The sequence below is a fragment of the Shewanella sp. S23-S33 genome, assembly GCF_043359565.1.
Classification (GTDB): domain Bacteria; phylum Pseudomonadota; class Gammaproteobacteria; order Enterobacterales; family Shewanellaceae; genus Shewanella; species Shewanella oncorhynchi.
The window spans coordinates 62,557-84,862 of record NZ_JBHFFD010000061.1 but is presented as its reverse complement, the minus strand read 5'-3'; the positions used below and the strand labels follow the sequence as shown (position 1 = coordinate 84,862).

General features: G+C 46.3%; 19 protein-coding genes. 7 read left to right on the top strand and 12 right to left on the bottom strand.

The features are described 5' to 3' along the window. Nucleotides 1-90: 90 nt before the first annotated feature. Together ACHA99_RS16395 and metB are read right to left on the bottom strand one after the other, a co-directional pair. Nucleotides 91-2,484, bottom strand: coding sequence for a bifunctional aspartate kinase/homoserine dehydrogenase II (locus tag ACHA99_RS16395; RefSeq protein WP_113940049.1), 2,394 nt, complete (start codon nt 2,482-2,484; stop codon nt 91-93). Between the two features lie 11 nt (nt 2,485-2,495). Beyond that, nucleotides 2,496-3,659 carry a cystathionine gamma-synthase gene (gene metB / locus ACHA99_RS16390; RefSeq protein WP_263193256.1) on the bottom strand — a complete coding sequence of 388 codons (1,164 nt, stop codon included), beginning with the start codon at nt 3,657-3,659 and terminating at the stop codon, nt 2,496-2,498. A gap of 212 nt (nt 3,660-3,871) precedes the next feature. Between metB and metJ the strand changes: the two genes are divergently transcribed. After that, complete coding sequence (metJ, locus tag ACHA99_RS16385; RefSeq protein WP_105251319.1) at nt 3,872-4,186, top strand: met regulon transcriptional regulator MetJ; 315 nt, start codon at nt 3,872-3,874, stop codon at nt 4,184-4,186. A gap of 134 nt (nt 4,187-4,320) precedes the next feature. Beyond that, on the top strand, nt 4,321-5,064 hold the full coding sequence (locus ACHA99_RS16380; protein ID WP_106649332.1) for a sulfite exporter TauE/SafE family protein: 744 nt from the start codon (nt 4,321-4,323) through the stop codon (nt 5,062-5,064). Nucleotides 5,065-5,170: 106 nt separating this feature from the next. Here the strand turns inward: ACHA99_RS16380 and nrfD are convergent, their stop codons facing one another. From nrfD to ACHA99_RS16355, 5 genes are all read right to left on the bottom strand, one after another. Further along, entirely contained in the window at nt 5,171-6,118 is a 948-nt protein-coding gene (nrfD, locus tag ACHA99_RS16375; RefSeq protein ID WP_393943872.1) for an NrfD/PsrC family molybdoenzyme membrane anchor subunit, read from the bottom strand. Between the two features lie 2 nt (nt 6,119-6,120). Then, nucleotides 6,121-6,687 (bottom strand): 4Fe-4S dicluster domain-containing protein, encoded by a 567-nt coding sequence (locus tag ACHA99_RS16370; protein ID WP_113940053.1) that lies wholly within the window; start codon nt 6,685-6,687, stop codon nt 6,121-6,123. Between the two features lie 12 nt (nt 6,688-6,699). After that, entirely contained in the window at nt 6,700-8,982 is a 2,283-nt protein-coding gene (gene phsA / locus ACHA99_RS16365) for a thiosulfate reductase PhsA (protein WP_393943870.1), read from the bottom strand. A gap of 430 nt (nt 8,983-9,412) precedes the next feature. Continuing rightward, a complete protein-coding gene (locus ACHA99_RS16360; protein ID WP_393943867.1) occupies nt 9,413-10,090 on the bottom strand; it encodes a pentapeptide repeat-containing protein in 678 nt (225 codons plus the stop codon). Nucleotides 10,091-10,186: 96 nt separating this feature from the next. Further along, nucleotides 10,187-10,669 (bottom strand): SRPBCC family protein, encoded by a 483-nt coding sequence (locus ACHA99_RS16355; RefSeq protein WP_393943865.1) that lies wholly within the window; start codon nt 10,667-10,669, stop codon nt 10,187-10,189. Between the two features lie 247 nt (nt 10,670-10,916). On the opposite strand from ACHA99_RS16355, the gene ACHA99_RS16350 reads away from it, so the two are divergent. The 4 genes from ACHA99_RS16350 (at nt 10,917) to ACHA99_RS16335 (ending at nt 14,283) form a co-directional block, all read left to right on the top strand. After that, entirely contained in the window at nt 10,917-11,345 is a 429-nt protein-coding gene (locus tag ACHA99_RS16350) for a hypothetical protein (RefSeq protein ID WP_393943863.1), read from the top strand. Next, entirely contained in the window at nt 11,332-12,435 is a 1,104-nt protein-coding gene (locus tag ACHA99_RS16345; RefSeq protein WP_393943861.1) for a phosphoribosylaminoimidazolesuccinocarboxamide synthase, read from the top strand. The genes ACHA99_RS16350 and ACHA99_RS16345 overlap by 14 nt, the downstream gene beginning before the upstream one ends. A 551-nt stretch (nt 12,436-12,986) precedes the next feature. Next, the gene (locus ACHA99_RS16340; protein WP_393943859.1) at nt 12,987-13,877 is read left to right on the top strand and encodes a hypothetical protein; all 891 of its coding nucleotides are present in this window, start codon (nt 12,987-12,989) and stop codon (nt 13,875-13,877) included. Beyond that, a complete protein-coding gene (locus ACHA99_RS16335) occupies nt 13,864-14,283 on the top strand; it encodes a hypothetical protein (protein ID WP_393943857.1) in 420 nt (139 codons plus the stop codon). The genes ACHA99_RS16340 and ACHA99_RS16335 overlap by 14 nt, the downstream gene beginning before the upstream one ends. Before the next feature lie 535 nt (nt 14,284-14,818). On the opposite strand, the gene ACHA99_RS16330 is transcribed toward ACHA99_RS16335, so the two are convergent. The 4 genes from ACHA99_RS16330 to ACHA99_RS16315 all read right to left on the bottom strand — a co-directional run bounded on the left by ACHA99_RS16330 (nt 14,819) and on the right by ACHA99_RS16315 (nt 18,699). Continuing rightward, entirely contained in the window at nt 14,819-15,397 is a 579-nt protein-coding gene (locus ACHA99_RS16330) for a porin family protein (protein ID WP_105251308.1), read from the bottom strand. A gap of 615 nt (nt 15,398-16,012) precedes the next feature. Beyond that, nucleotides 16,013-16,864 carry a class I SAM-dependent methyltransferase gene (locus ACHA99_RS16325; RefSeq protein WP_173247126.1) on the bottom strand — a complete coding sequence of 284 codons (852 nt, stop codon included), beginning with the start codon at nt 16,862-16,864 and terminating at the stop codon, nt 16,013-16,015. A 140-nt stretch (nt 16,865-17,004) separates the two neighbouring features. Then, nucleotides 17,005-17,781 (bottom strand): EAL domain-containing protein, encoded by a 777-nt coding sequence (locus ACHA99_RS16320; protein WP_173247129.1) that lies wholly within the window; start codon nt 17,779-17,781, stop codon nt 17,005-17,007. A gap of 204 nt (nt 17,782-17,985) precedes the next feature. Next, complete coding sequence (locus tag ACHA99_RS16315) at nt 17,986-18,699, bottom strand: oxidative stress defense protein (protein ID WP_393943854.1); 714 nt, start codon at nt 18,697-18,699, stop codon at nt 17,986-17,988. Nucleotides 18,700-19,116: 417 nt separating this feature from the next. Between ACHA99_RS16315 and rimO the strand changes: the two genes are divergently transcribed. Beyond that, nucleotides 19,117-20,535 (top strand): 30S ribosomal protein S12 methylthiotransferase RimO, encoded by a 1,419-nt coding sequence (gene rimO, locus ACHA99_RS16310; protein WP_105251304.1) that lies wholly within the window; start codon nt 19,117-19,119, stop codon nt 20,533-20,535. Between the two features lie 237 nt (nt 20,536-20,772). On the opposite strand, the gene fumC is transcribed toward rimO, so the two are convergent. Continuing rightward, nucleotides 20,773-22,176 carry a class II fumarate hydratase gene (fumC, locus tag ACHA99_RS16305; protein ID WP_168825651.1) on the bottom strand — a complete coding sequence of 468 codons (1,404 nt, stop codon included), beginning with the start codon at nt 22,174-22,176 and terminating at the stop codon, nt 20,773-20,775. Nucleotides 22,177-22,306: the final 130 nt, after the last annotated feature.

Below are 22,306 nucleotides of genomic sequence, written 5' to 3'. Positions count from 1 at the left end.
AAACCGCATTTAATCTCGGTTAATTCGATAGATTTATTCTAGCCAATAAAAAAGGACTCGAATGAGTCCTTTAAGAAGCTTGATACCGCGTTATTCCTGCAGCAGATCGCGACAGATCTGGGTCAGATCCGACTGCACCGCCGCCGCGGTCACTTCGCGTCCTGCGCCCGGTCCACGGATGATCAGCGGATTACCTTGGTAGAAGACACTGCGGATCACAAACACATTATCACCAGGGGTTAAGTTGGCGTAAGGGTGATGGGTATCAATCCACTGCAAACCCACCTCGGCCTTGAGCTCTGGGCCGCTGTTGTCTAAGGATGCCACATATCTGAGCACCTTATTTTGCTCCGCCGCCGCACCATACTGTTGCAACAGATCGGCATCTAACTCGGCAATGCGGGTGAGAAATTGATCTAAGGGAATATCCGCCAAAGCGGCTGGCACGAGTGAACGCAGTTCAATATCTTCAAGCTCGATTTCAAGGCCAATCTCACGGGCTAAGATAAGCAGTTTACGCTGCATATCACGGCCGGAGAGATCGTCGCGGGGATCGGGTTCAGTAATACCTAAGCCTCTGGCTTCAATCACTAATTCTGAAAATGGCTTGCTGGTATCGTATTTTTCAAATAACCAACATAAGGTGCCAGAGAAAATCCCGCCCACCGCTTCAACGCTATCACCGCTGTTACGCAGATCATTTAGCGCATGTTGGATGGGTAAACCAGCGCCACAGCTGGCGTTATAGCGCCAAAATAAGCGACGATTACCCAGTTGCTGCTTTAACTCTCGATAGAAAGGCAGTGGACCCGAGCCCGCAAGTTTATTCGCGCTCACCACATGGATGCCACGCTCGAATAGCTCTGGATATTGCAGCGTCAAACTGGCGCTGGCACTGATATCTAAGGCCACCAGCTCATCGCAGTTAACTTGTTCTAATTGCTCGAATAAATGTTCATACTGCCAAGGCGTTGCTTCAGTATTAAACTCTGTTTGCCACGCAGCAAGATTAATCCCAGTGGATTTAATCAAAGCTTTACTCGAACTGACTAAACCGACTAACTCAACACTGGCTTCGAGTTCATGGTCCAATGATGGTGAAACCGACTTAAACAGATCGATCCAAGCCTCACCGATATTACCCACACCGAGCAGCAGGACGCCAATGCGTTTACGCGGGCCAGCGCAGCGACGGTGAACTTTTTGGGTTAACAGATTCACCTGTGACTGGGGCACTAACGTCACTAAACTTAAATCGCCACTGAACAAAGGTTTAGCATCACGGCTCAGTAAACGGGCGAAACTGCGACGATAATGTTCGGCGTCGGCACTTACTAATGCGACTAAACCAAAATCTGTGTTGATCTGCTGATCACTAATCCCTAATGCTTCTGCCTCGGCATCGAGTAATCTTTGAACTTGTTTTTGATTCTCAGCGGTATAGGCAAGTTCAACCCTTTGATGGGCAGAGGTCCAATGGGCCAATGGCGTTAAACCCGCGGCGATCAATAGATCTAATAAACGAGTTAATTCACCCGTGAGTTTAAAGCCGAACAGCACAACAGCATTAAGGTTAGTCACCACAGGTGCGCTCGCCGACGAACTGTGGGGAGCGATCAAGGTAAAGTCGGTGTGGGATGCATAACTTGAGCGTACCGCTAAACTCACTTCGGTATTAAACAAAGGCTGCAGAGTGCGCGAATGTAATACTGGCGAGCCTAAACGCGCTAGGCGATCGGCTTCGGCAAGTGACATGCTTTTCAGTAACTTGGCATCGTTGATTTTATTAGGATCGGCGTTGAACACCCCTTCCACATCGGTCCAAATGGTCACGCGCTCGATATCGGCGAGACTAGCAATCAGGCTGGCGCTAAAATCTGAACCATTACGACCAAGTAACAGGGTATCGCCACGCTCGTTAGCGCAGATAAAACCTGTGATCACTAAGCGTTCATTGGGATGCGCGGCTAATAGGGCTTGTACTTTAGCGCGGGATTCTTGTACCCGAATTTGTGGCACAGCGGCTTCATCGGCCACTAAAATTGAACAGGCATCCACATGGCTTGCCGCCACGCCAGATTCGCGCAGTAGCGCCGCCATTAAACGTGCCGACCAACGTTCGCCAAAGCTCACCACATGGTTGATTTGGTATTCATTGCGCTCATCTAAGGACAACAAGCTGATGAGTTGCGCTTTATCAGTGGCCAAACGCTCACGCAGATCGCGGGCTTGTTCATTCGACAACAACTGCTCAATCAACCCCTGTTGGTAGCTGATCAGCACTTGTAATTCTTCTTGCCATAGCTGACCCGCATCACGCAGCGCTAATAATTTATACAGGAAATTCGTGCTTTTACCCGCCGCAGAGACCACCACGAGATCATCACTATGACCGTGGGTTAACAGGATATGGGCGACTCGGCGATAACAATCGGCATCCGCTAAACTGGAGCCACCAAATTTATGTAAGTGACAACGTGCCATCTATTATTCCTCTACTGACAAGCCGCAACGGCGGCTAATCCTGCTTGAATATCTGCAACTAAATCGGCGGCATCTTCAATACCCACCGATAGACGCAATAAGGTGTCCTTAATACCAGCCTCGAAGCGCGCCTGCGGCTCCATGGCTCTGTGGGTCATAGTGGCGGGCACTGCCACTAAACTTTCGACGCCACCTAAACTTTCCGCCACACTAAATAAGCTGAGTGCACCTAAAAAGGCCACCACTTCGGCCTCGCCGCCTTTGAGCTCAAAGCTCAGCATAGCGCCAAAGCCCTGTTGTTGCTTGGCCGCAATGGCGTGACCTGGGTGATCCGCAAGACCTGGATAATAGACTTTGCTCACCACAGGGCTTTGCGTTAATACCTCAATAATACGCTGGGCATTGGTTTGATGCTCGCGAATACGCACAGCTAAGGTACGTAGGCCGCGCAGGGTCAGATAACTGTCGAAGGCCGACCCCGTTAAGCCTAGAGTGTTCGACCACCAATGTAAGCTTTCGCCGATTTGCGCGTCTTTGGCGACCACAGCGCCGCCGACCACATCGCTATGACCATTGATATATTTAGTGGTGGAGTGGATAACGATATCCGCGCCTAACAATAGGGGTTGTTGCAATATTGGCGATAAAAAAGTGTTATCGACCACCACCAGCGCGCCGACACCATGGCTCGCCTTAGCAATGGCTTCGATATCCACCACACGCAATAACGGGTTCGATGGGGTTTCGAGCCACACCATCTTAGGATTCTGCGCAATGGCGCCGGCTAACGCTTGGCTGTCGGTTTGGTCGACCACAATGAGCTTAAACTGGCCTTTCTTCGCCAAGTTGGTAAATAAACGGTAGGAACCGCCGTAACAATCGTGGGGCACGACCAATAGGTCATCGGGGCCGAGCAAAGTAGTCACTAAGGTGATGGCCGCCATGCCAGTGCATGTCACTATGCCAGTCGCCCCCTTTTCTAATTGCGCTAATGCTTCGCCTAAAATGCAGCGCGTTGGGTTGCCTGAACGACTGTAATCGAATTCGCGGGGATTTTTATGACCATCGAAGGCGTAATTAGTCGACAAATAAATCGGTGGCACAACTGCGCCATATTGAGTATCGCTTTCGATACCCTGACGCACTGCCAGTGTGGCTAATTGACGCTCTGCCATGGGGGGACTCCTAAATTCGGTAGACTGATAGAGATGTCTGGACGTCTAAATGTACCTAAGCCCAACGCCATCGTCAATAGGCGTGAAGACGTTTAGACGTCTGAACATAAAGAAATCTGTTTGCAATCACAAAGAAATAGTAGCAATAATTTGACTGTTCTTTGTAAGGGTTTAAAATCTGCCCCGAATTTAGCGTTATAACAGGTGAGTCAATGACTGAATGGAATGGGGAATACATCAGCCCCTATGCTGAACATGGCAAGAAGAATGAACAAGTAAAAAAAATTACTGTGTCTATTCCGCTCAAAGTGCTTAAGGTCCTCACGGACGAACGTACTCGTCGTCAGGTCAATAATTTGCGTCACGCCACCAACAGCGAGCTGTTGTGTGAGGCATTTTTGCACGCCTACACTGGCCAGCCATTGCCCAACGATGAAGATCTGTCAAAAGATAACCCAGACAGCATTCCTGCAGAAGCCAAGTTGTTGATGGATCAAATGGGAATCGAGTGGGAAGACATGGAATAGCGACTCGTCGCTTTTAAAGTCATATCACAGTGCTCATCAATAGGGATCGTTAACGATCCCTTTTTGTTTATACCCAAGCGACTTCAAACTTTAAATTTCACCATCTTGAGGTGGTTTGGGATATAGGAAATCCTATGTTTTCTATGATAGATCCACAGACACTCGCCTTAGCCTCGCTGGTCGTGTTTCTGGGCGCATTAACCCAAAGTCTTATTGGGTTTGGGCTTGCGGTTGTCGCCAGTCCTTTGCTGTATATCGTCGATCCACAACTTGTACCTGCGCCTGTTATTGCTATGGGTTTCTCCATCGCCCTGCTGACCTTAGTGCGTGAACGCGGTCACTTAGAATTCAATGGCTTGCAATATGCGCTCCTAGGTCGCGTGCCCGGCGGTTTTATCGGCGCGAGTTTATTGCTGTTTGCGCCTCAACCCATACTCGGTTTATCCATCGCCGCCATTGTGACTGTCGCAGTGATCCTCAGCCTGTATAAATTCAGCCTGCCAGTGAATAAGAAAACCCTCTTCGGTGCGGGCGTGGTTTCAGGGATCTTCGGCAATATCGCCGCGATTGGTGGCCCGCCGATGGCGATTTTATTGGCAGGCAAAGATGCCTCGCAGTTTCGTGCTGCCCTGTCGGCCTTCTTCATTTTTAGCTCCATGATTGCATTGGTCATTTTAGCGATCACTGGCTTATTAGAATTAAAACATCTGTGGCTGTCGTTGATGCTGCTCCCCTCAGTGATTTTAGGTTACTTAGTCGCAGGACGATTAGTGGGCCGTGTCGATAAAGAGAAGACAAAGATGGCGACGTTAGTCCTGTGCAGTATCAGCGCCTTAGTGCTAACGGTGAAGTCGGTTATCGAGTTATTACCCCAATAAGCGTCCTGCTTGTACTGGCAAACCTTCTCAAGATTCAAACAATAAAAAAGCACTGACATTGCCAGTGCTTTTTCTTTATCTATCAATATGTAAAGCCAGATTACACTCAGCTTAAATAGCTTTGCCCTGCGTACACAATAAAGTGTCTTAAGGCGAGTACGCCCGTTAAGCTCGCACAAGCCACCATGATCATCGCCCCCTTAGTGTGGCGAGTCGCGGCGGGTAGCAGCATAAACAGCAATGGAATACCAAAACCTATACCGACAACGCCTATCCAGAACACGCTTGCCCATAGCCCAGAAGTTAACGATGCTAAGGCCGCTGCCGCCGCGCCGCCCTTGAAGTACAAGGCGCAGAACAGCATGAACAGGAACAGGATTTCAATCACCATCACAGGCAATTCTAAACCGTGCATCTTCACTAAGGTTTTGTCGTGGCTGTCAGTCTTAAACATCAGCAAAGCCAGTACCGCATTTGCCGCAGCGCCCGCCGATAGACCTGACACTAAAAACAGCGCAGGCAGTACCGCAGTGTTGAGCATAGGATAAGCATTCATCGCCGAAATTAAGAAGCCAGTGTAAGCCCCTACGCCAATGGCGAGGACAAACAACAATACTTCAATCAGCTTTCGAAATGGCATAAGTAACTTAGCGATAGGTGTTAGGAAACCCAACCCCCATTTTGGTAAGTCATCCCGCAGCACAATAATGGCGTACGCAAAAGCTAAGGGAGAATACGCCAGCAGCGCCAGTACCCCGATTGCCATCACAGACTGGAAGTTATAGTGAATTAAGATCAACCAGAAGTGGAATGGTTTGGTTAAGTCAAACACTAAGCAAGCTAGACCTAAGCTAATTGCTACAGGCCCAATAATGGCTGCCGCCTTAAGAATGCTGCTTTCAGCTCCTGCGCTGAGTTCCTTATTCGCCCAGCGTAAACCAATGCCAATCAATAAACTGCCCGCGGATAACCCCGCCATAAACAGGTAAACGGCGATGACCCAGTGCCAAGTGACAGGATCATATTGCGCCATGTCGCCCCAAGTATTGTTCATAATCAAATCCCCCCTCTTTTGGTAGGAACGCGATATACCCTAGGTTTTGTGCCCAAATGGGTTTTATCTTGGTAAGTGATTTTAGTGTTGAGCATGATGGCCACTTCACTCTGCGGATCATTAGCATCACCAAACACTAAGGCATCGGTTGGACACACAGTCACACACGCTGGCTCTTCGCCCCGTGCTAAACGACTGTCTTTACAGAAGTTACACTTATCCGCCGCCTTGGTTTCTGGGTTCATAAAGCGCACTTTATAAGGGCACGCTGCCACACAGTACATACAGCCGACACACTTCTCGGTATGGATAGAGATAATGCCGTCTTCACCCACATAGGCCGCGCCTGTTGGGCACACTTTAACGCAGGGTGCATCTTCACATTGCTGGCAAGATACCCTGTGATATTTGAAATGCAGATTGGGCATCTCACCAAAGGGGCCTTCCACACGCACTTGCAGACGAGTTACGCCTTCGGGTACGCCATTTTCACTGCGACACGCCACGTTACAAGCTTGGCAGCCGATGCACTTATTCTCGTCGTGCACCATTACATATCGTTTATTCATTTAAGCCTCCGATTAGCGCTTTGCCAGCGTGACGCCCGTGGTGTGCACTGTCATGCCACACACAGGAGCAGTAACGTGCGGCAATAAGTTACCGCAGTGGATACCTTTGCCCGTTGCTCTGACCAACTCTTTGTTTTTAGAACCAAAGCCCATGTAAGCAAACACAGTATCTTGGCGAATACCCGGCGTGACTAAGGCATGGCCTTCTTCTGTGCCAACACTGCTGGTGAGGCGGATTGGGTCGCCATTGCTGATCCCTAACTTGCCCGCAGTAACAGGGTGAACCCACACTGCGTTATCCGACATCAGGTTAGCGAGCATAGGCACATTGTGGGTGGCGCCATTGGTGTGCACCGCCACTTTGCCTTGGATAAAGTACAGCTCATCTGCTTTTTTAAGATTCACTTCGCGGAACTTGATCACCCCACGGCCCGGTGCCATGGCTTCGACTTTCGCGGAAGTGAGTTCAATCTTGCCACTAGGGGTTTTAAAGGTCAGTGCACTGGCGTAAGTGCCGTCTTCATCGGCAGGTCGCGCATTGGGGTATGCCTTAATAAACTCGGTAACCATCTTAGGCTCGCACAACATAATTGGCTTACCGAAGCTCACAAAACCTTCGTCTTTGATCCGGCGCAGCAGGTCAGTGTCGCGGCTCACCTGCAGCATTTGCAGGGTTTCCATGTTTTCCCATGGATAGAACTCGCCAAGGCCCATAGCCACACCCACATCCTTAAAGATCTGCCAAGAAGGCTTAGTATCACCTAAGGTTTCAACGACCCGTTGGCGCACATAATAGGCCGGATTTTTACCTGACTTATCAGCAATTTCTTCATCACGTTCAAGATAAGTTGACTCAGGTAAAATCACGTCCGCATAGGCGGCGGTTTCGCTGATATACACATCACACACGGCGATAAAGTCGAGCTTTTTCATCGCTTCAACAACGCGTGCTCTGTCTGTCATGGTTTGCATTGGGTTAGTGCGTGACATCACCCAGCCGTGTAACTGGTAAGGAACAGCGCTTAACGTGGCATCGAGAATAGTTTGGTAAACGCCGCCCGATGTCCACATCATGGCGTACTGTTCTTCCACCTGATCGATACGTTTCGCTGCTGGTTTTGGCATGTCTTTCACGCCAGGTTTTGCCAATACGGGCGCCACCGCTTCACCGGCAAGCTTGTTGTAATCACCGGGTTTCTGGCCGATATAAATCCCGCCCTTACGCTCGATGTTACCAATCAAGACGTTGGCGGCGTAAAGGGCGCGGCGCATCTCAAACTCTTCGGTGGTAAAGGTGGCTCTGTGACCAAAATCGACCACAGCATGGGGCGCTTTAGCGGCATATTCGTGGGCGATACGACGAATGTCTTTGGCAGGCACATCGGAGATGGTTTCTGCCCATTCAGGGGTATAGGCTTTCACTTCGGCGGCAAAGGCTTCGAAGCCTTCCACATAACGCGCGACAAATGCCTTGTCGTAAAGATTATCTTCAATCAATACATGGCATAACGCCAAGGCGACGGCCACGTCTGTTCCGGGGCGAATGGCATACCATTCATCGGCCTTGTCGGCCACAATGGAGAATCTTGGCTCGAACACCACCAGCTTGGCACCTTTGTCCATTTGCGCCGCCATCATGCCACGGGTTTCGGACATATTGATGCCTTCGTACAGGTTATGGCCGAAGTTAATGATGTATTTAGAATTACTTAAATCACGTTTAACCTTAGTGCCAAAAATAGCCTTAGCGGCAATTTCATAACCACCAGGGCAAGTCGACGCGTGAGTAAAGGTATTTGGACTACCAAAGGCGGTCGCAAGGTGAAACAAATGCTTTTCTTGTGAGCCAGATTTTGACGAGAATGCCACAGCTTCTGGGCCATGTTCTTTTTTGATTTTATTGAGGTTTTCAGCGATTAATTTATAAGCTTCATCCCAACTGATCTCAGCCCATTTGCCTTCGCCGCGCTCACCGACCCGCTTTAACGGTTTAACGATACGCTGTGGATCGTACAATAAACTATGGCCTGCGCCGCCACGGGCACACACTTTACCGCCAAAGGATTTAGCGGCCTTGTTGCCACTAATGAAGACGTTTTTGCCCTCAATCACCCGCGCCGAAATCGGGCAACGGGTCGAACACATTTCACAAATACTGGCAATGTCTTTGCCCATGCCCTTTAGCTGCTTATTCTCTAATGCCGCTAAGCTGCCCGGCAGCAGACTGGCCAACGCACACGTGGCGCTGCTCGCTCCTGCTCCCTTTAAAAAGGTTCGCCTATTAAGCTCAATCATGGTTACCTCCATCACGCTCATCCCACCCGTCAGTCGCCACATTGGGCGCCATCGAGCAGAGGTTTGCTCACTGATTTGATTACTTTTTTAGTTATAAAGCGTTAAAACAGCGTCACCATATCTTCAAAATACACGGCATACGCTGAATACACTGCTCATCCACAGAGATTGTTATCCCGAAAGAGGTAGGTGGGTATTGTGGTAAACCACATAGGGAAGCTCGGTGTGATCTACCGCAACTAAAACCTAGGACTGACCTTGAAATACGTGAATAAGATCAATAGGTCTTAAAAAACGGACAGAAAAAGCCGCCAGATGGGACAAATGGCGGCTTCAAAAACAAACAGATATTTCAGTAAATTGCGATAACACTCGTGGGATGAACATCACTATGCTGAGTGAAAAGCTGAGTAAAAACCTACCACAATCCTTAATCCATTAATTCTATATCGAGGCAGTTGAGCAGCCGAATCGCTTCGTCGCGGCTAAACTTAGCGCCTTTGATTTTATTGTTAAAAATGTCGATATCGTAATTGGATGCCTCGCTGAAATCCGCCTCCAATAATTGAGTTCGGCCAAACAGACTATGACTAAAATCCGTGTAGGTGAAATTGGCTTGATTAAAACTGCCCTCGCGAAAATCGACATCGTGGGCCTTACACTCTTCGATGATAATTTCATCGAGGGACAAACCTAAAAATGAGCAATCATTTAAGATGGATTGTTTAAAGGAAAAGGGTGTGGCAAAGGATAAACGCGACCACGCGGCGCGCGTCCAATCGATACCGACTAACTTACATTCTTCAAACTCCACCCCGCTGAACTGACACTGGGGCACTTTCACTAAACTTAAGTTGCAGCGTACAAAGCGACAATCGATAAACTTACATTTACGAAAAACGCTCTCGCTAAAATGGCAATCTTGAAAGCAGCAATCCTCAAACTCTATGCCCTGTAGCTCTTGGGCTAATTCCGACAAACCATTGAACTGTTTTGATAAAAAACTATTGCCCTGCAAAGCCGCGCTTTGCGCGAGTTGGGATGGCGCAAGCTGTGATTGTGTAAGCTGTGATTGTGTAAGCTGTGGCACTTCTTTCTGTGACGACATAACACCTCTAATCCTGCCCAATCCCCAACAATATGATAATGCAGGGCAATTGGGCTAGGTACGACCTAATGTTGACTCTCTGATACGGGATGCCTGCTAGAGACTCGCGACGAGTTCCTCAAGCTGATCGGTCGCCTTAGACCAACCCTGATGAAACCCCATATCCTCATGATTCTGCCTATCTTCGCTATTCCAATGCTGCACCCGCGCAGTGTACTTGGTCTTACCGTCCACAGGTTCAAAGGTGATGGTTGCCGTCATAAAAGCTTTATCGGACGGCACCCAAGCCTCGGTAAAGGCATCGGTAAATACGATTCGCTCATTCTCAACCACCTCGAGATACACGCCACGATTCGGGAAATCCTGCCCCTCAGGGCTGCGCATCACGATCACATTTGAACCACCGGCACGCACATCTAAGCTCGCGCTAGCCACTGTCCACGGCCTTGGCGTAAACCAAATTTTGAGGAGTTCTGGCTCGGTCCACGCGCGGAACAGCTTTTCTGGCGGCGCATCTATAATCCGCTCTAATACTAGCTCTCGTTGATTATCATTATGTACATGCTGACTTGTGCTCATATTCCCTCCATTGGATATTTGGCTTGATGGTCTTGTCGGCTGCAGCTACGTCATAAGCTCGCACATCAGCGCGCTAAAATACAGCCCTTCAACATTAGCTCGTCCGCAGAACACCTGCCCTCCATCATGCTCAGCACTGAGTGTTAGCGCGTGATTCCCTTGCAAATCCTTATGCCCGCTAGATTCAAGCCACAGAACTATATAAAGAGCAGTGTAAAGGGCTGTGTAAAGATCTGTGCAAAGAACGATGCAAATAGCCGTGGCAAATTTTGTCAAAAAAGGTAGAATGTCGCCACTTTTTCGCGGCAGTCTAGAACAAGGTTCTCTCGGATTAATGGTTAGCATTTTCGAGCAAAATGGCACGGGCCCAGCCCGCTTTCGCAGACCACTTTCACTGTGGTGCCAACCTTGCCCTGCGTTTGTTCCCTCCCTTGCATTATCTCCACCCAACCCAATTCAAACACCGCCCGAAAATACCCCTTTTGCTGTTCAAGATTTAACATCAAATCCCGAAAACTGGCTGAACGATTTACGCCCTAAGCCAAGTGCGAATAATAAAGCGGTTGCAATGAATCTGGCTGTTGCTAACGCCATAGTCCATCTGCAAACCGACACTTATAAAAACCTTATCCCTACACTCTCTATCCTAAGGAATACTCGTCATGAGTCTTGCTGATTCCGTATTAGCCGTGAATAACGATTTGCCAATCCGCACCGACAGCCCAGTCCACAGCGGCAAGGTTCGCAGCGTTTACTGGTTAACCGATGCCGACAGCCGCCGTTTAATCAAAACCAAGGGTTATAACGTCCCCGAAGATACCCCGCTCGCCATCATGGTGATCAGCGACCGTATCTCAGCCTTCGACTGCATCTTCCACGGTGAAGGTGGTCTCAAAGGCATTCCCGGTAAAGGCGCGGCATTAAACGCAATTTCTAACCACTGGTTTAAACTGTTCGCCGAAAACGGCCTAGCCGACAGCCATATTTTGGATATCCCGCACCCGTTCGTATGGATAGTCCAAAAAGCTCGCCCTATTAAGGTCGAAGCTATTTGCCGCCAGTACATCACAGGCTCAATGTGGCGCGCCTACTCTAAGGGCGAGCGCGTATTCTGTGGTATCACCCTGCCAGAAGGCTTAGAGAAAGATCAAAAACTGCCTGAGTTACTGATCACCCCTTCAACCAAAGGCATTTTAACCGGCATCCCAGGTGTGCCAGCCCAAGATGACGTGAACATCAACCGCAGCGATATCCAAGCCAACTACCAAGCCTTTGGCTTTGAAAAGTTAGAAGATATCGACCTGTACGAGAAGCTGTTAAAAGATGGCTTTAAAGTGATTTCAAAAGCACTGGCCGACATTGATCAAGTGTTTGTCGACACTAAGTTTGAGTTCGGTTATGTGACCGATAAAGATGGCAATTCAAAACTGATTTACATGGATGAAGTTGGCACTCCAGACTCATCACGTATTTGGGACGGCGCAGCCTACCGCGATGGCAAGATTTTGGAAAACTCCAAAGAGGGTTTCCGCCAGTTCCTGCTAAATCATTTCCCTGATCCTGATGTGCTGCTCAACAAAGACAGAATGCCAGAGCGTGAAGCCCTCGCCCGCGACAATGACCTGCCACTTGAGGCCATGATGCAAGTGTCACGCACTTACACCGGCGTTGCCGAGAAGGTGACTGGCGCTCCAATCCCGCTGCCAGCCAATCCAAAGGCAGATATTATTAAGATACTCAAAGATGAGTATGATCTGATTGTGTAATAGTGAGTTGTAAGCAAATCTGAGGTTTTGGGTGGTTTACCCATAGCTGAATAGTAGAAAAGGCGCTTAGGCGCCTTTTTGTTTAAGTCATTCACAAACTTAACCAATACATCGCTGATGATTAAGCACTGTCATTCCAGTGACACGCCATGAACTCATCCATGAGGGCTCGACGACGGCATCCATGCCGTCAACGGTCACTTCCATGCCAATGCTTAATCCCGCCAACCCATCTAGTAATCTGTATGCCTTCTAACAAGCATGCAATCAGGAAATTTAACAATGTCTGGCTCGTTAAAACCATGATTAAAAAAAATATGCATGTCCCATCTTTGATATTCAACTGGTTATGAACAATGCATTAAACAAAACGAGCAGAAATCATGCGCATGCGTACTTTCTACCCAGAATGATTTTTGCTATTGTATAAATCGAATTTTAAATCAGTAGTTTGTGAATAAATTTACCAAGTGGTCTGAGGTGATATTATGCGCATGCACACGATACAAATGTTATACGCACAATCGTAATCAGCTATTTCCGAGGAATTTATGTTAGAAGATGGAATTTTTGAAATTAGACTAGATTATAAACCTGCAACGGGTAGCGCAGATCGTGTCTTTCTCGCGATGGCTGGATATGTAAGTGCTTTTGAAGAATTAGTGCATGTCGTAGGCCACAGTATTGATCCTGAAGCTGATTTTTCTTATCAATTATCAGCTGTTGAAAAAGGATCTATTAAGGCTGTATTAAATTGTGCATCAATCATAAAATCCTTCAGTAAAACACTATGTAAAATCCCAGAATATATCGCAGGTTCTATGATTGAACTTGATGAAATAGATTCTGAAGAAGACATTGAAAAAATAGCTACACACTTAGAAGATAGAGTAAAAAGCTCTATAGACATTAGATTTCCAAATGAGTTAAACATTAACAGAGTACGCTTAGCCGAAGGTGTTAAAAAACTTGTGAAAGCTTCAGAAAGACTAATAGACGGTGAAACTATTGATATAAAATCTGGATGCAGTAATCTTGTATATTTAAATACTAAAATTCGATTTGATAAAGACCCTAGTTCTTTATTTATTGAAATTCTTCGAGAGGTAAAAACGACAGAGACTTTGTTAATCAAAAAGCCTGTTTTTTTTGGTGATGCCATGTGGGATTTTAAAAGCATTGAAAGATGTAAATCTTTTTCAGCCCCCTTATTAGATGAACAATGGCTCAAGCGATATCAAAATAGAGAATTGGCACATATAGACCCAGGTGATGCAATTATTGCATTAGTGTCATATGAAGCCCATAAGGAAAAAGGTGCAAAGCGCTTCTCTTTTTCAAATCACAAAATATTACACGTAGAACGCCAAATTAGAAGCGAAGAATTACAGAAAAATTTAGATTTAGATTTAGATTTAGAGTACAATAGTGATGAAGCGTAAGCCACAGGGTGCAGCAATGTATTTAATGGCATCGTATTTATTTGTTATATTGCCATTTTTTATTCTTACAATTGTTAAGTTTGCACAAGATCAAACTAGTGAACTTTTGTTACTTTCAGATTGGTCAATTGCATCAAGCATTATTTATGGTCAGCTTATTGTAAAATTAACGACTGCGCTAGCAGCAACTAGTAAGTCTAAAAAAATGCCAGGGATAACCTTTAACATCACTTTTTTGGTATGTCTTGGTTTGACAATCAATATAGTTGTGTACGTTTTGATGTTGGTCATGCCGAGTCAGAATATAGGTATTATTCAACTAATATTATTTGCTGTCGCTTCAATATTTCACTTTATTTATGGTTCTGCTGCTTACCATATTAATAAAGAGCAAACAGCGCAATAAAGTGCGTATAGCAATTTGCTTAAAAGATAGGATATGCATAACTCTTTTAGGTTTAACAGCAGACTCCAAGACCCCAGAAGTTCAACTTATCCTGCGAAGTTGCTGAAGGGTGTTGAAGGGTGTTGAAGAAAATAGTGTGATGCAAACAGGACGTCTGCATAGCTTTCAGGGGGAAGGGGCGAATGAAAATCGGTGATTTTCGCGCTTATGAGCGAGAGGCAGGGACTGCCGAACTGGGGTGCTTTACATGGATGTAAAGCGGAGCCATCGGAAGCGTTAGCTATTTTCGAATAAGCACGAAGCCACTAACTAATGCATGTAACTTCGCTAGGGACGCCGGGGGATTTCCAAAAGGGGAATAGGCGTTTTTTCCCTTTTGGTCGGGTGTGGGGTGAAGCCCCACGACGTTGATTTTGACTTTGATTTAAAAAATAAAAACTCGGAGGGGCTTATTAGTAATATAAAAAAGGTGTGACACTTAACGTGTCACACCTAGATAATTAATATTTAAATTATAAATATTAACAACAAATAATTAGAAGCGATATTCAACACCGATACTGGCTTGATTAAAGTCTGTATCTGTTTTTCCGCCATTGGCGACGCTATCGACATTAATATCTGCATCATACCAAGTGTACTCAGCATTAATTAAAAATCGATCTGTGACTTTAAATGCCACACCGGCGCCGGCGAATACACCTTCACCATCGTCATTGCCAGAAAAACCGACGACGTCATAATCTGTCGAATACCATAACTGACCACCTTTAGCATATAGCTCTACTCGGTCTGCAATGGGAAGCATGACTTTAAGGGCTGCCGTATAACCATCGGTTTCGGCATTGGCTAAACCATTACCATAATCACCAAAGTTAATGTAACTACCTTCAAGAGCAAGGTATTTATTAAACTTATAACCAACAAGGCCCTGCATTACATCACTATTATCATCAAAATCATCATCGCCATCGACTTTTAAATAACCGTAGTTAGCGCCGACATAGATTCCGTTTTCTGCGGCATCACTGTTGCTCATGTTATCTGCATGAGAATATGCACTAAAAGAGGCTAAAGAAATAATGGCAGCTAAAGTAAGAATGGGATTTTTCATAAAGTACTCCTAGTTAATTATTTAAATACACTAAGGACATTACAAAAATAATGCCAACCTCGCAAAACCACACTCAGTTCAATACATAATGAAAACAATAACCTTACTTATCAATGCGATATATTTATTTTAATATTTTAAATTCAAGTTAACTATTTTTATAAAACACATGAAACTTTTTTCATACTTACACTAAAGCCGTGCTAATTCTGTCTTAATGTATTTATTTCCTGTGAAATTGTAACTATTTCATAGGCAATAAAATAAACATACAATTTTATTACATTCAATTAATTCTATTATCATTTCTATTGTGCGGCTTCTTTATTAAAGCAAGTTTATCAAAGCAGCTTTAACGGGAATACTGTGCGGCAGCGTTATGAACAAGAGTTATGGATGATGAACTGATTATTAAGCATGGACGTTATTTGGCAAGGAATATCCAAAAGGGGAACTGGTACCTTCCCCTTTTGGTCGACTCTTGATGAAAAATCAGGAGTGAAGTCTACTACTTTCATTTGGGTTTAAATAAAAACAGACTGAAAGAGAAGCGAGATTTAACGAGTAACAGTGACATTATGAGCAGGCCTTCTGTTACCAACCTTCAACAAAAGGTCAAATCTTCACGCAAACAAACAGCGCGTTACCTGATGCTAAATCCCACGGGACAATTCTTTCATAATCGTGTTCGAAAACATGCACTTCAAAATAGGGCGCTAACAATTCCTGCAGCTCAGTGAAGCTGGTAGCGACCATAGCATGTTGGTCTTGCCATTGCTCAATACTGTGGACTTCTTGTAAGCCCACTTCTTGCAAACCTGCGGCGTGTAACCCGGCTTCCAGCGAGCTTAAGCCTTTCATATCAGAGACAGGTAAAGGCGAGACCTCAGCAAACGGCTGACTGCTTTTGGCAATACTCAACTTTAATGACTGTTTCTCACCTTGCCCACTGTAATGCCAGCCGGATTCGAAGGCGAAATGGCTACCATCAAACTCGGCAAAATGCTTAACCGAACTGGTGTTATCGATTCTGTGCTTATCGACAGTATTAAAACAAAACAGCCCACCGTCATTAAGTGCGCTATGCACACTGGCGATACAGCTTTTAAGGCGTTCGATGCAAGCACTGTAATGGATGGAATATAAAAAACAGGTAATCAAATCGACGCGCTCTTCTAAATAAAAAGCCGTCATATCTTGGAGGTTAAACTGAGCTTCAGGACAACGACGCATGGCCATGTCTAGCATAGGCTGATTAATATCAAGGCCACTGCACTGATAACCAAGGTCGATAAAATGCCGCACATGCGGACCAGTGCCACAGGCTAAATCAAGATGTTGCTTACCATTATTGCCGAGGAACTGATGCAGACGATGGATACTCGCGCTCTGTTGCTGGTAGTTGATATCGGAACACATTAAATCGTAATAACCGGATAAATCGGTATAGAGCGCGTTGGAAGACATAGTAGCGAATAGGTAACAAGGGCAATTTTAGGTGGCGCATGATATATCAGTTAGCCGATATCAGAAACAAAGAATTATCCATCGAGTCTCAGCACGTGTTATCACTCTAATCGTGCAACGATATCAATCCACCTAACCATTTACTTTGGGGCGTGAAAGCTCAGCTCATCATAGGAACTTAAATATTCGAGTTGTGGTTTGGCAAAATAATACCCCTGAAAATACTCAATCCCTATTCCAGCGAGATAATTAAGTTCGGCTTCTGTCTCAATGCCTTCGGCCAAAACTCTTGTATTAAGCTCTAAACAAATACGCAGTATTTCATCCACAGCTAACTGCTTTTCTCTATCGAGATCGATATCACGGATCAAGGTCATATCAAGTTTTAATACTTGAGGGCGCAGGGCTTCGAGCCAGCTTAAATCAGCAAAACCACTGCCAAAATCATCGATTGCCGTGATAAAACCACGCTTAGCATAGCTCTCGAAGATACGGACTAATTTTGCCCGATCGACAATTTGCTCGCCCTCAGTCACTTCGAACATGATTTTGTGAATATCAAACCCATACATGTCGGCGGCTTCAATCGTCGCGCGGATACAGGTCTCAGGGTTATATACGGCATTAGGTAAAAAGTTGATACTGAGCATCTTATCGAGTCCCAGCTTTGAAGCGGTTTCTATCGCTTTAACACGGCAAGCCTGATCAAAATAGTATTTATTATTTTCATTAATCCGCTCAAACACCCACGCAGCCCCTTCACCATCAGGGCCTCTGACCAGAGCTTCATAACCGCTAATCTCACGACTAGGCCAATGGATAATAGGTTGAAATGCCATTCGAATTTCAAATCCTAATGACTTACCACTTAAGCAATCCATGCAAGTTTGTTGCTTTATTCGAGCGGGAAAATCCATAAACGGCCTCCTAAACATTAACCTTACTAGTGTGAGGATAAATACTTAAATTTGCCAGTTTTTACTGTTCATCATCCTAATAAAATCCATCACATATAGAGTGAAGAATGCTATTTCCAAAAATATAAAACGATTGTAAACGGCATAAAAAAATGGATGAATCCCAATAGGAGCTTCATCCATCACCATATGCCTCTGACTGATTTACTTCAGTTTATAAACCACTTCAACTCTATCTTCTATGCTCACTTGACCATATTGATAACTCTCGGCGGCGCCCATGGCATCGGCTTTAGCGCTCATGCGTAACATGACCGGTTGCACAGGGCGTTGATCGTAATAACGGATCTGCCAAATCTTACCTAGGTTTTCACCAAAGCCTTTAGCCAAAGATTCGGCTTTTTGTTTGGCATCCACAATCGCAGCTTGACGTGCCTTGGCGACGTATTCAGCTTCTTTACTCGACTTAAGGGCAATGTTATTCACCCGATTCATACCCTCTTCTAAGGCTGAATCTAAGATTGCATTCAAGCGGCTTAAGTCTGTTACCGTCACGGTAATTTGGCGACTGGCGGTGTAACCCGTCAGCTCAGGCGCTTTATCCTGCACATAGACGTATTGCGGTTGAAGATTTAAATTCGCGCTCTGGATCTGATCTTTAGTCACACCCGCTGTGGTGAGACGGGCGATAAACTTAGCCACGGCGGCATCGGAATTATCCTTGGCGGCTTTAGCGGTTTTTTCGGTCACGGCCACTTCCACATTCACATCCGCCATATCAGGCTCGACTTGGATTTGACTCACACCCATGGTTTCAATATGCGGGAAATCGACCTCAGCGGCGAGTACCGCTGGCGCCATAAACGCGCTAGAAAAAAGACCACCCGCCACCAATACCGCTAAAAGAGAATTTTTCATAACTTACTCCAAAATAATGTGCTTATACCTAAACCACTTCAAATAGAACGCATATTCAAAACGAGACGGCTAAAACGACTGTGTCGCTTATTTAGCGCTTAGGCTATCAGTAAAAAGTGCCAATACTTGTGCCAATATGTAACAGCATCAAGAAATTGTCTCTTGTCCCTATAAACGCGGCCAATTTTAAAAAGGGTTAATTTTTCTGAAAAATGTTTAGCGCTTTTTATCCAGATGAGTTCGACCTTGGATCTTTGGCTTGTCTTCCTATATCCACACCCAAAATAGGCCTTAGGGTTAACTGGCATATTCAGCGCCCCAGTTGTACACTTTTCAGCCAAAGCTACTGTACCTTTTAATCACTTCAGGTATAATCCGCCAACTTTTTTAAGGCGGCTTATACCTCAGCGAGAAACCATGACAGTTGAAACTTTTAAACCCAAGCAAACGACCACGCTTGATATCCCAGTCAAAACATTAGAAGCAGCAAGCACTAATGCTGTTACCACTGGGAATCGCATCGGTTTCGTGTCTTTGGGCTGCCCAAAAAACCTCGTGGATTCAGAGCGTATTCTGACTCAGTTACGCATCGACGGCTACGAAGTCACTAATAGCTACGACAATGCCGACTTAGTTATCGTCAATACCTGCGGCTTTATCGATGCTGCGGTGGAAGAATCTCTGGATGCTGTGCGTGAAGCCTTAGAAGAAAACGGCAAAGTGATCGTCACTGGCTGCCTTGGCGCCAAAGAAAACCAAATCCGCGAAGTGCACCCAGATGTGTTAGAAATCACTGGCCCACACAGCTACGAAGCGGTGTTGAAGCACGTTCATAAATATGTGCCTAAGCCAGAGCACAACCCTTTCACCTCGTTAATCCCACAAACTGGGGTTAAGTTAACGCCTAAGCATTACGCTTATTTAAAGATTTCAGAAGGTTGCGACAACCGTTGTACTTTCTGCATTATCCCTTCGCTACGTGGCGATCTCGACAGCCGCCCAGCGGGCAGCATCTTAGATGAAGCTAAGCGTTTAGTGGAATCAGGCGTGCAAGAAATTTTAGTAGTGAGCCAAGACACCTCGGCCTACGGCAAAGACAAAGGCGGTCGTACCGATTTTTGGAACGGTATGCCAGTCAAGCAAGACATTACTAGCCTAGCGCGCCAACTGGGTAAAATGGGCGCTTGGGTGCGTCTGCATTATATCTATCCATACCCATGGGTTGACGATTTGATCCCGCTGATGGCGGAAGGTTTGATCCTGCCATATTTGGATATTCCAATGCAGCATGCAAGCCCACGCATCCTCAAGATGATGAAGCGTCCAGGCCGTGTTGACCGTCAGTTAGAAGCAATTCAACGCTGGCGTGAAATTTGTCCAGATCTAGTGATCCGCTCAACCTTCATCGTCGGCTTCCCAGGTGAAACCGAAGAGGATTTCCAAATCCTGCTCGATTTCTTAAAAGAAGCTCGTCTTGATCGCGTAGGTTGCTTTAAATATTCTGAAGTCGATGGCGCTGTCGCCAACACTATCGCCGAGCTTATCAGCGAAGAAGTTAAAGAAGACAGATACCACAGATTTATGGAACTCCAAGCCGAGATCAGCGCCGAGCGTTTAGCCCGTTTCGTTGGCCGTACTTTAGATATTCTGATTGATGATGTAGACGAAGAAGGCGCTATTGGCCGCAGCTTCGCCGATGCACCAGAAATCGACGGCATGGTGTTTATCAATGGTGAAACTGAACTTGAGCCCGGTATGTTGGTTCGTGCCCGCATCACCCATTCAGATGAACACGATCTGTGGGCCGAAATAGTCGACGCTGACACCCAAGACTAAGCTGTTCTGATACAGGACAGGCTATGACTCAAAAAGCGAACCTCTGGTTCGCTTTTTGTTTTTATCATTTCGTAAGCATTAACACTGCGAATGCTTCACCATCCTTACTCCACTGTTTGGCCTCACTATCTCATCACACTGTTTCTTTTCATTATCTTGGATCACTATCTTGATTCATTGCCAGCCTCAATTTCGCTGATTTATCAGCAGCTAGGATGAGACGTTATGAATTAAGCATTAAGCATCGGGTCCCAACATCTTATTGGCATCGACCCAAAGCTCGAATTCTTCTGCCGTGACAAACTCAAGTTCTAATGCCGCTTGGCGCAGTGTCTTATGCTCGCTATGGGCTTTTTTGGCTATCTTAGCGGCCTTTTCATAACCGATATGTTGATTAAGCGCCGTCACTAACATGAGTGAGTTCTCCACATGCAGCGCGATTTGTGGCTCGTTCGCCACTATGCCGACCACGCAATGATCATTAAACGATTGGCAAGCATCCCCCAATAAGCGCCCCGATTGCAGCACATTGGCAATAATCATCGGCTTAAACACATTGAGCTCAAACTGACCATTGCTGCCGCCAATCCCAACGGCAACATCATTACCCATGATTTGCGCGCACACCATAGTCATAGCCTCGACCTGAGTCGGGTTCACTTTTCCCGGCATGATCGACGAACCGGGTTCATTTTCAGGCAGTAATAACTCACCAATGCCACAGCGCGGGCCAGAACCTAACATCCTAATATCATTTGCGATCTTCATTAAACTAACCGCCGCCACTTTATAGGCCGCCGACAGGGAGACTAATTCATCGTGGGCAGCAAGGGCAGCAAACTTATTCGGCGCCGTCACAAAGGGCAAGCCCGTGAGTTTTGCGATATTGTCCGCCACCTTAACGGCGTAATCCTTGTGTGTATTCAGCCCAGTGCCCACGGCGGTCGCACCTAAAGCTAACTCGGCTACACGCTTGAGACTGTGCTCAATGCCTTCGATGGCATGACTTAACTGCGCGGCGTAACCCGAAAACTCTTGGCCTAAGGTTAACGGTGTTGCATCCATAAAATGCGTGCGACCGATTTTAACGATTTGCGCAAACTCCTCGACCTTCTTCTGTAAACTCTGCTGCAATAACCTCATGCAGGGCAAAACGAGCTCAACGGCTTGGCGATAGGCGGCAATGTGCATGGCGGTGGGAAAGGTATCGTTGGAGGATTGCGAGCAGTTAACATCATCATTGGGGTGCAAGCATTTAACCGCATCGATAAGTTGCCCACCCGAGAGCACATGGCCGCGATAGGCAATCACCTCATTGACGTTCATATTGGTTTGCGTGCCCGAGCCCGTTTGCCAAATCACTAAAGGAAATTGCGCATCGAGTTCGCCTGCAATCAGCTCATCGCACACTTGGGAAATCAGTTGAGCTTTATCTTGGAGCAAGACGCCAAGCTGTTGATTGGTAATGGCTGCGGCTTTCTTTAAATAGCCAAAAGCGTGGATCACTTCGACAGGCATAGATGCCTCAGCACCAATACGAAAGTGCTGCCGCGAACGCTCGGTTTGTGCGCCCCAATAACAATCGGCGGGGACTTTCACCTCACCCATAGTGTCGTGTTCAACTCGATATTGCTGTGCCATGTGCATCTCCTTCGCTAAAACGCTCTAAGCGTTCACCATACTCGCTCAGGGCGAAAGTACAATTAACCTCCAACAAGGAGTATCAATAATAAGGCTGATTTAAGCGTAAAGATTGGCGTAAAGGCAGGTG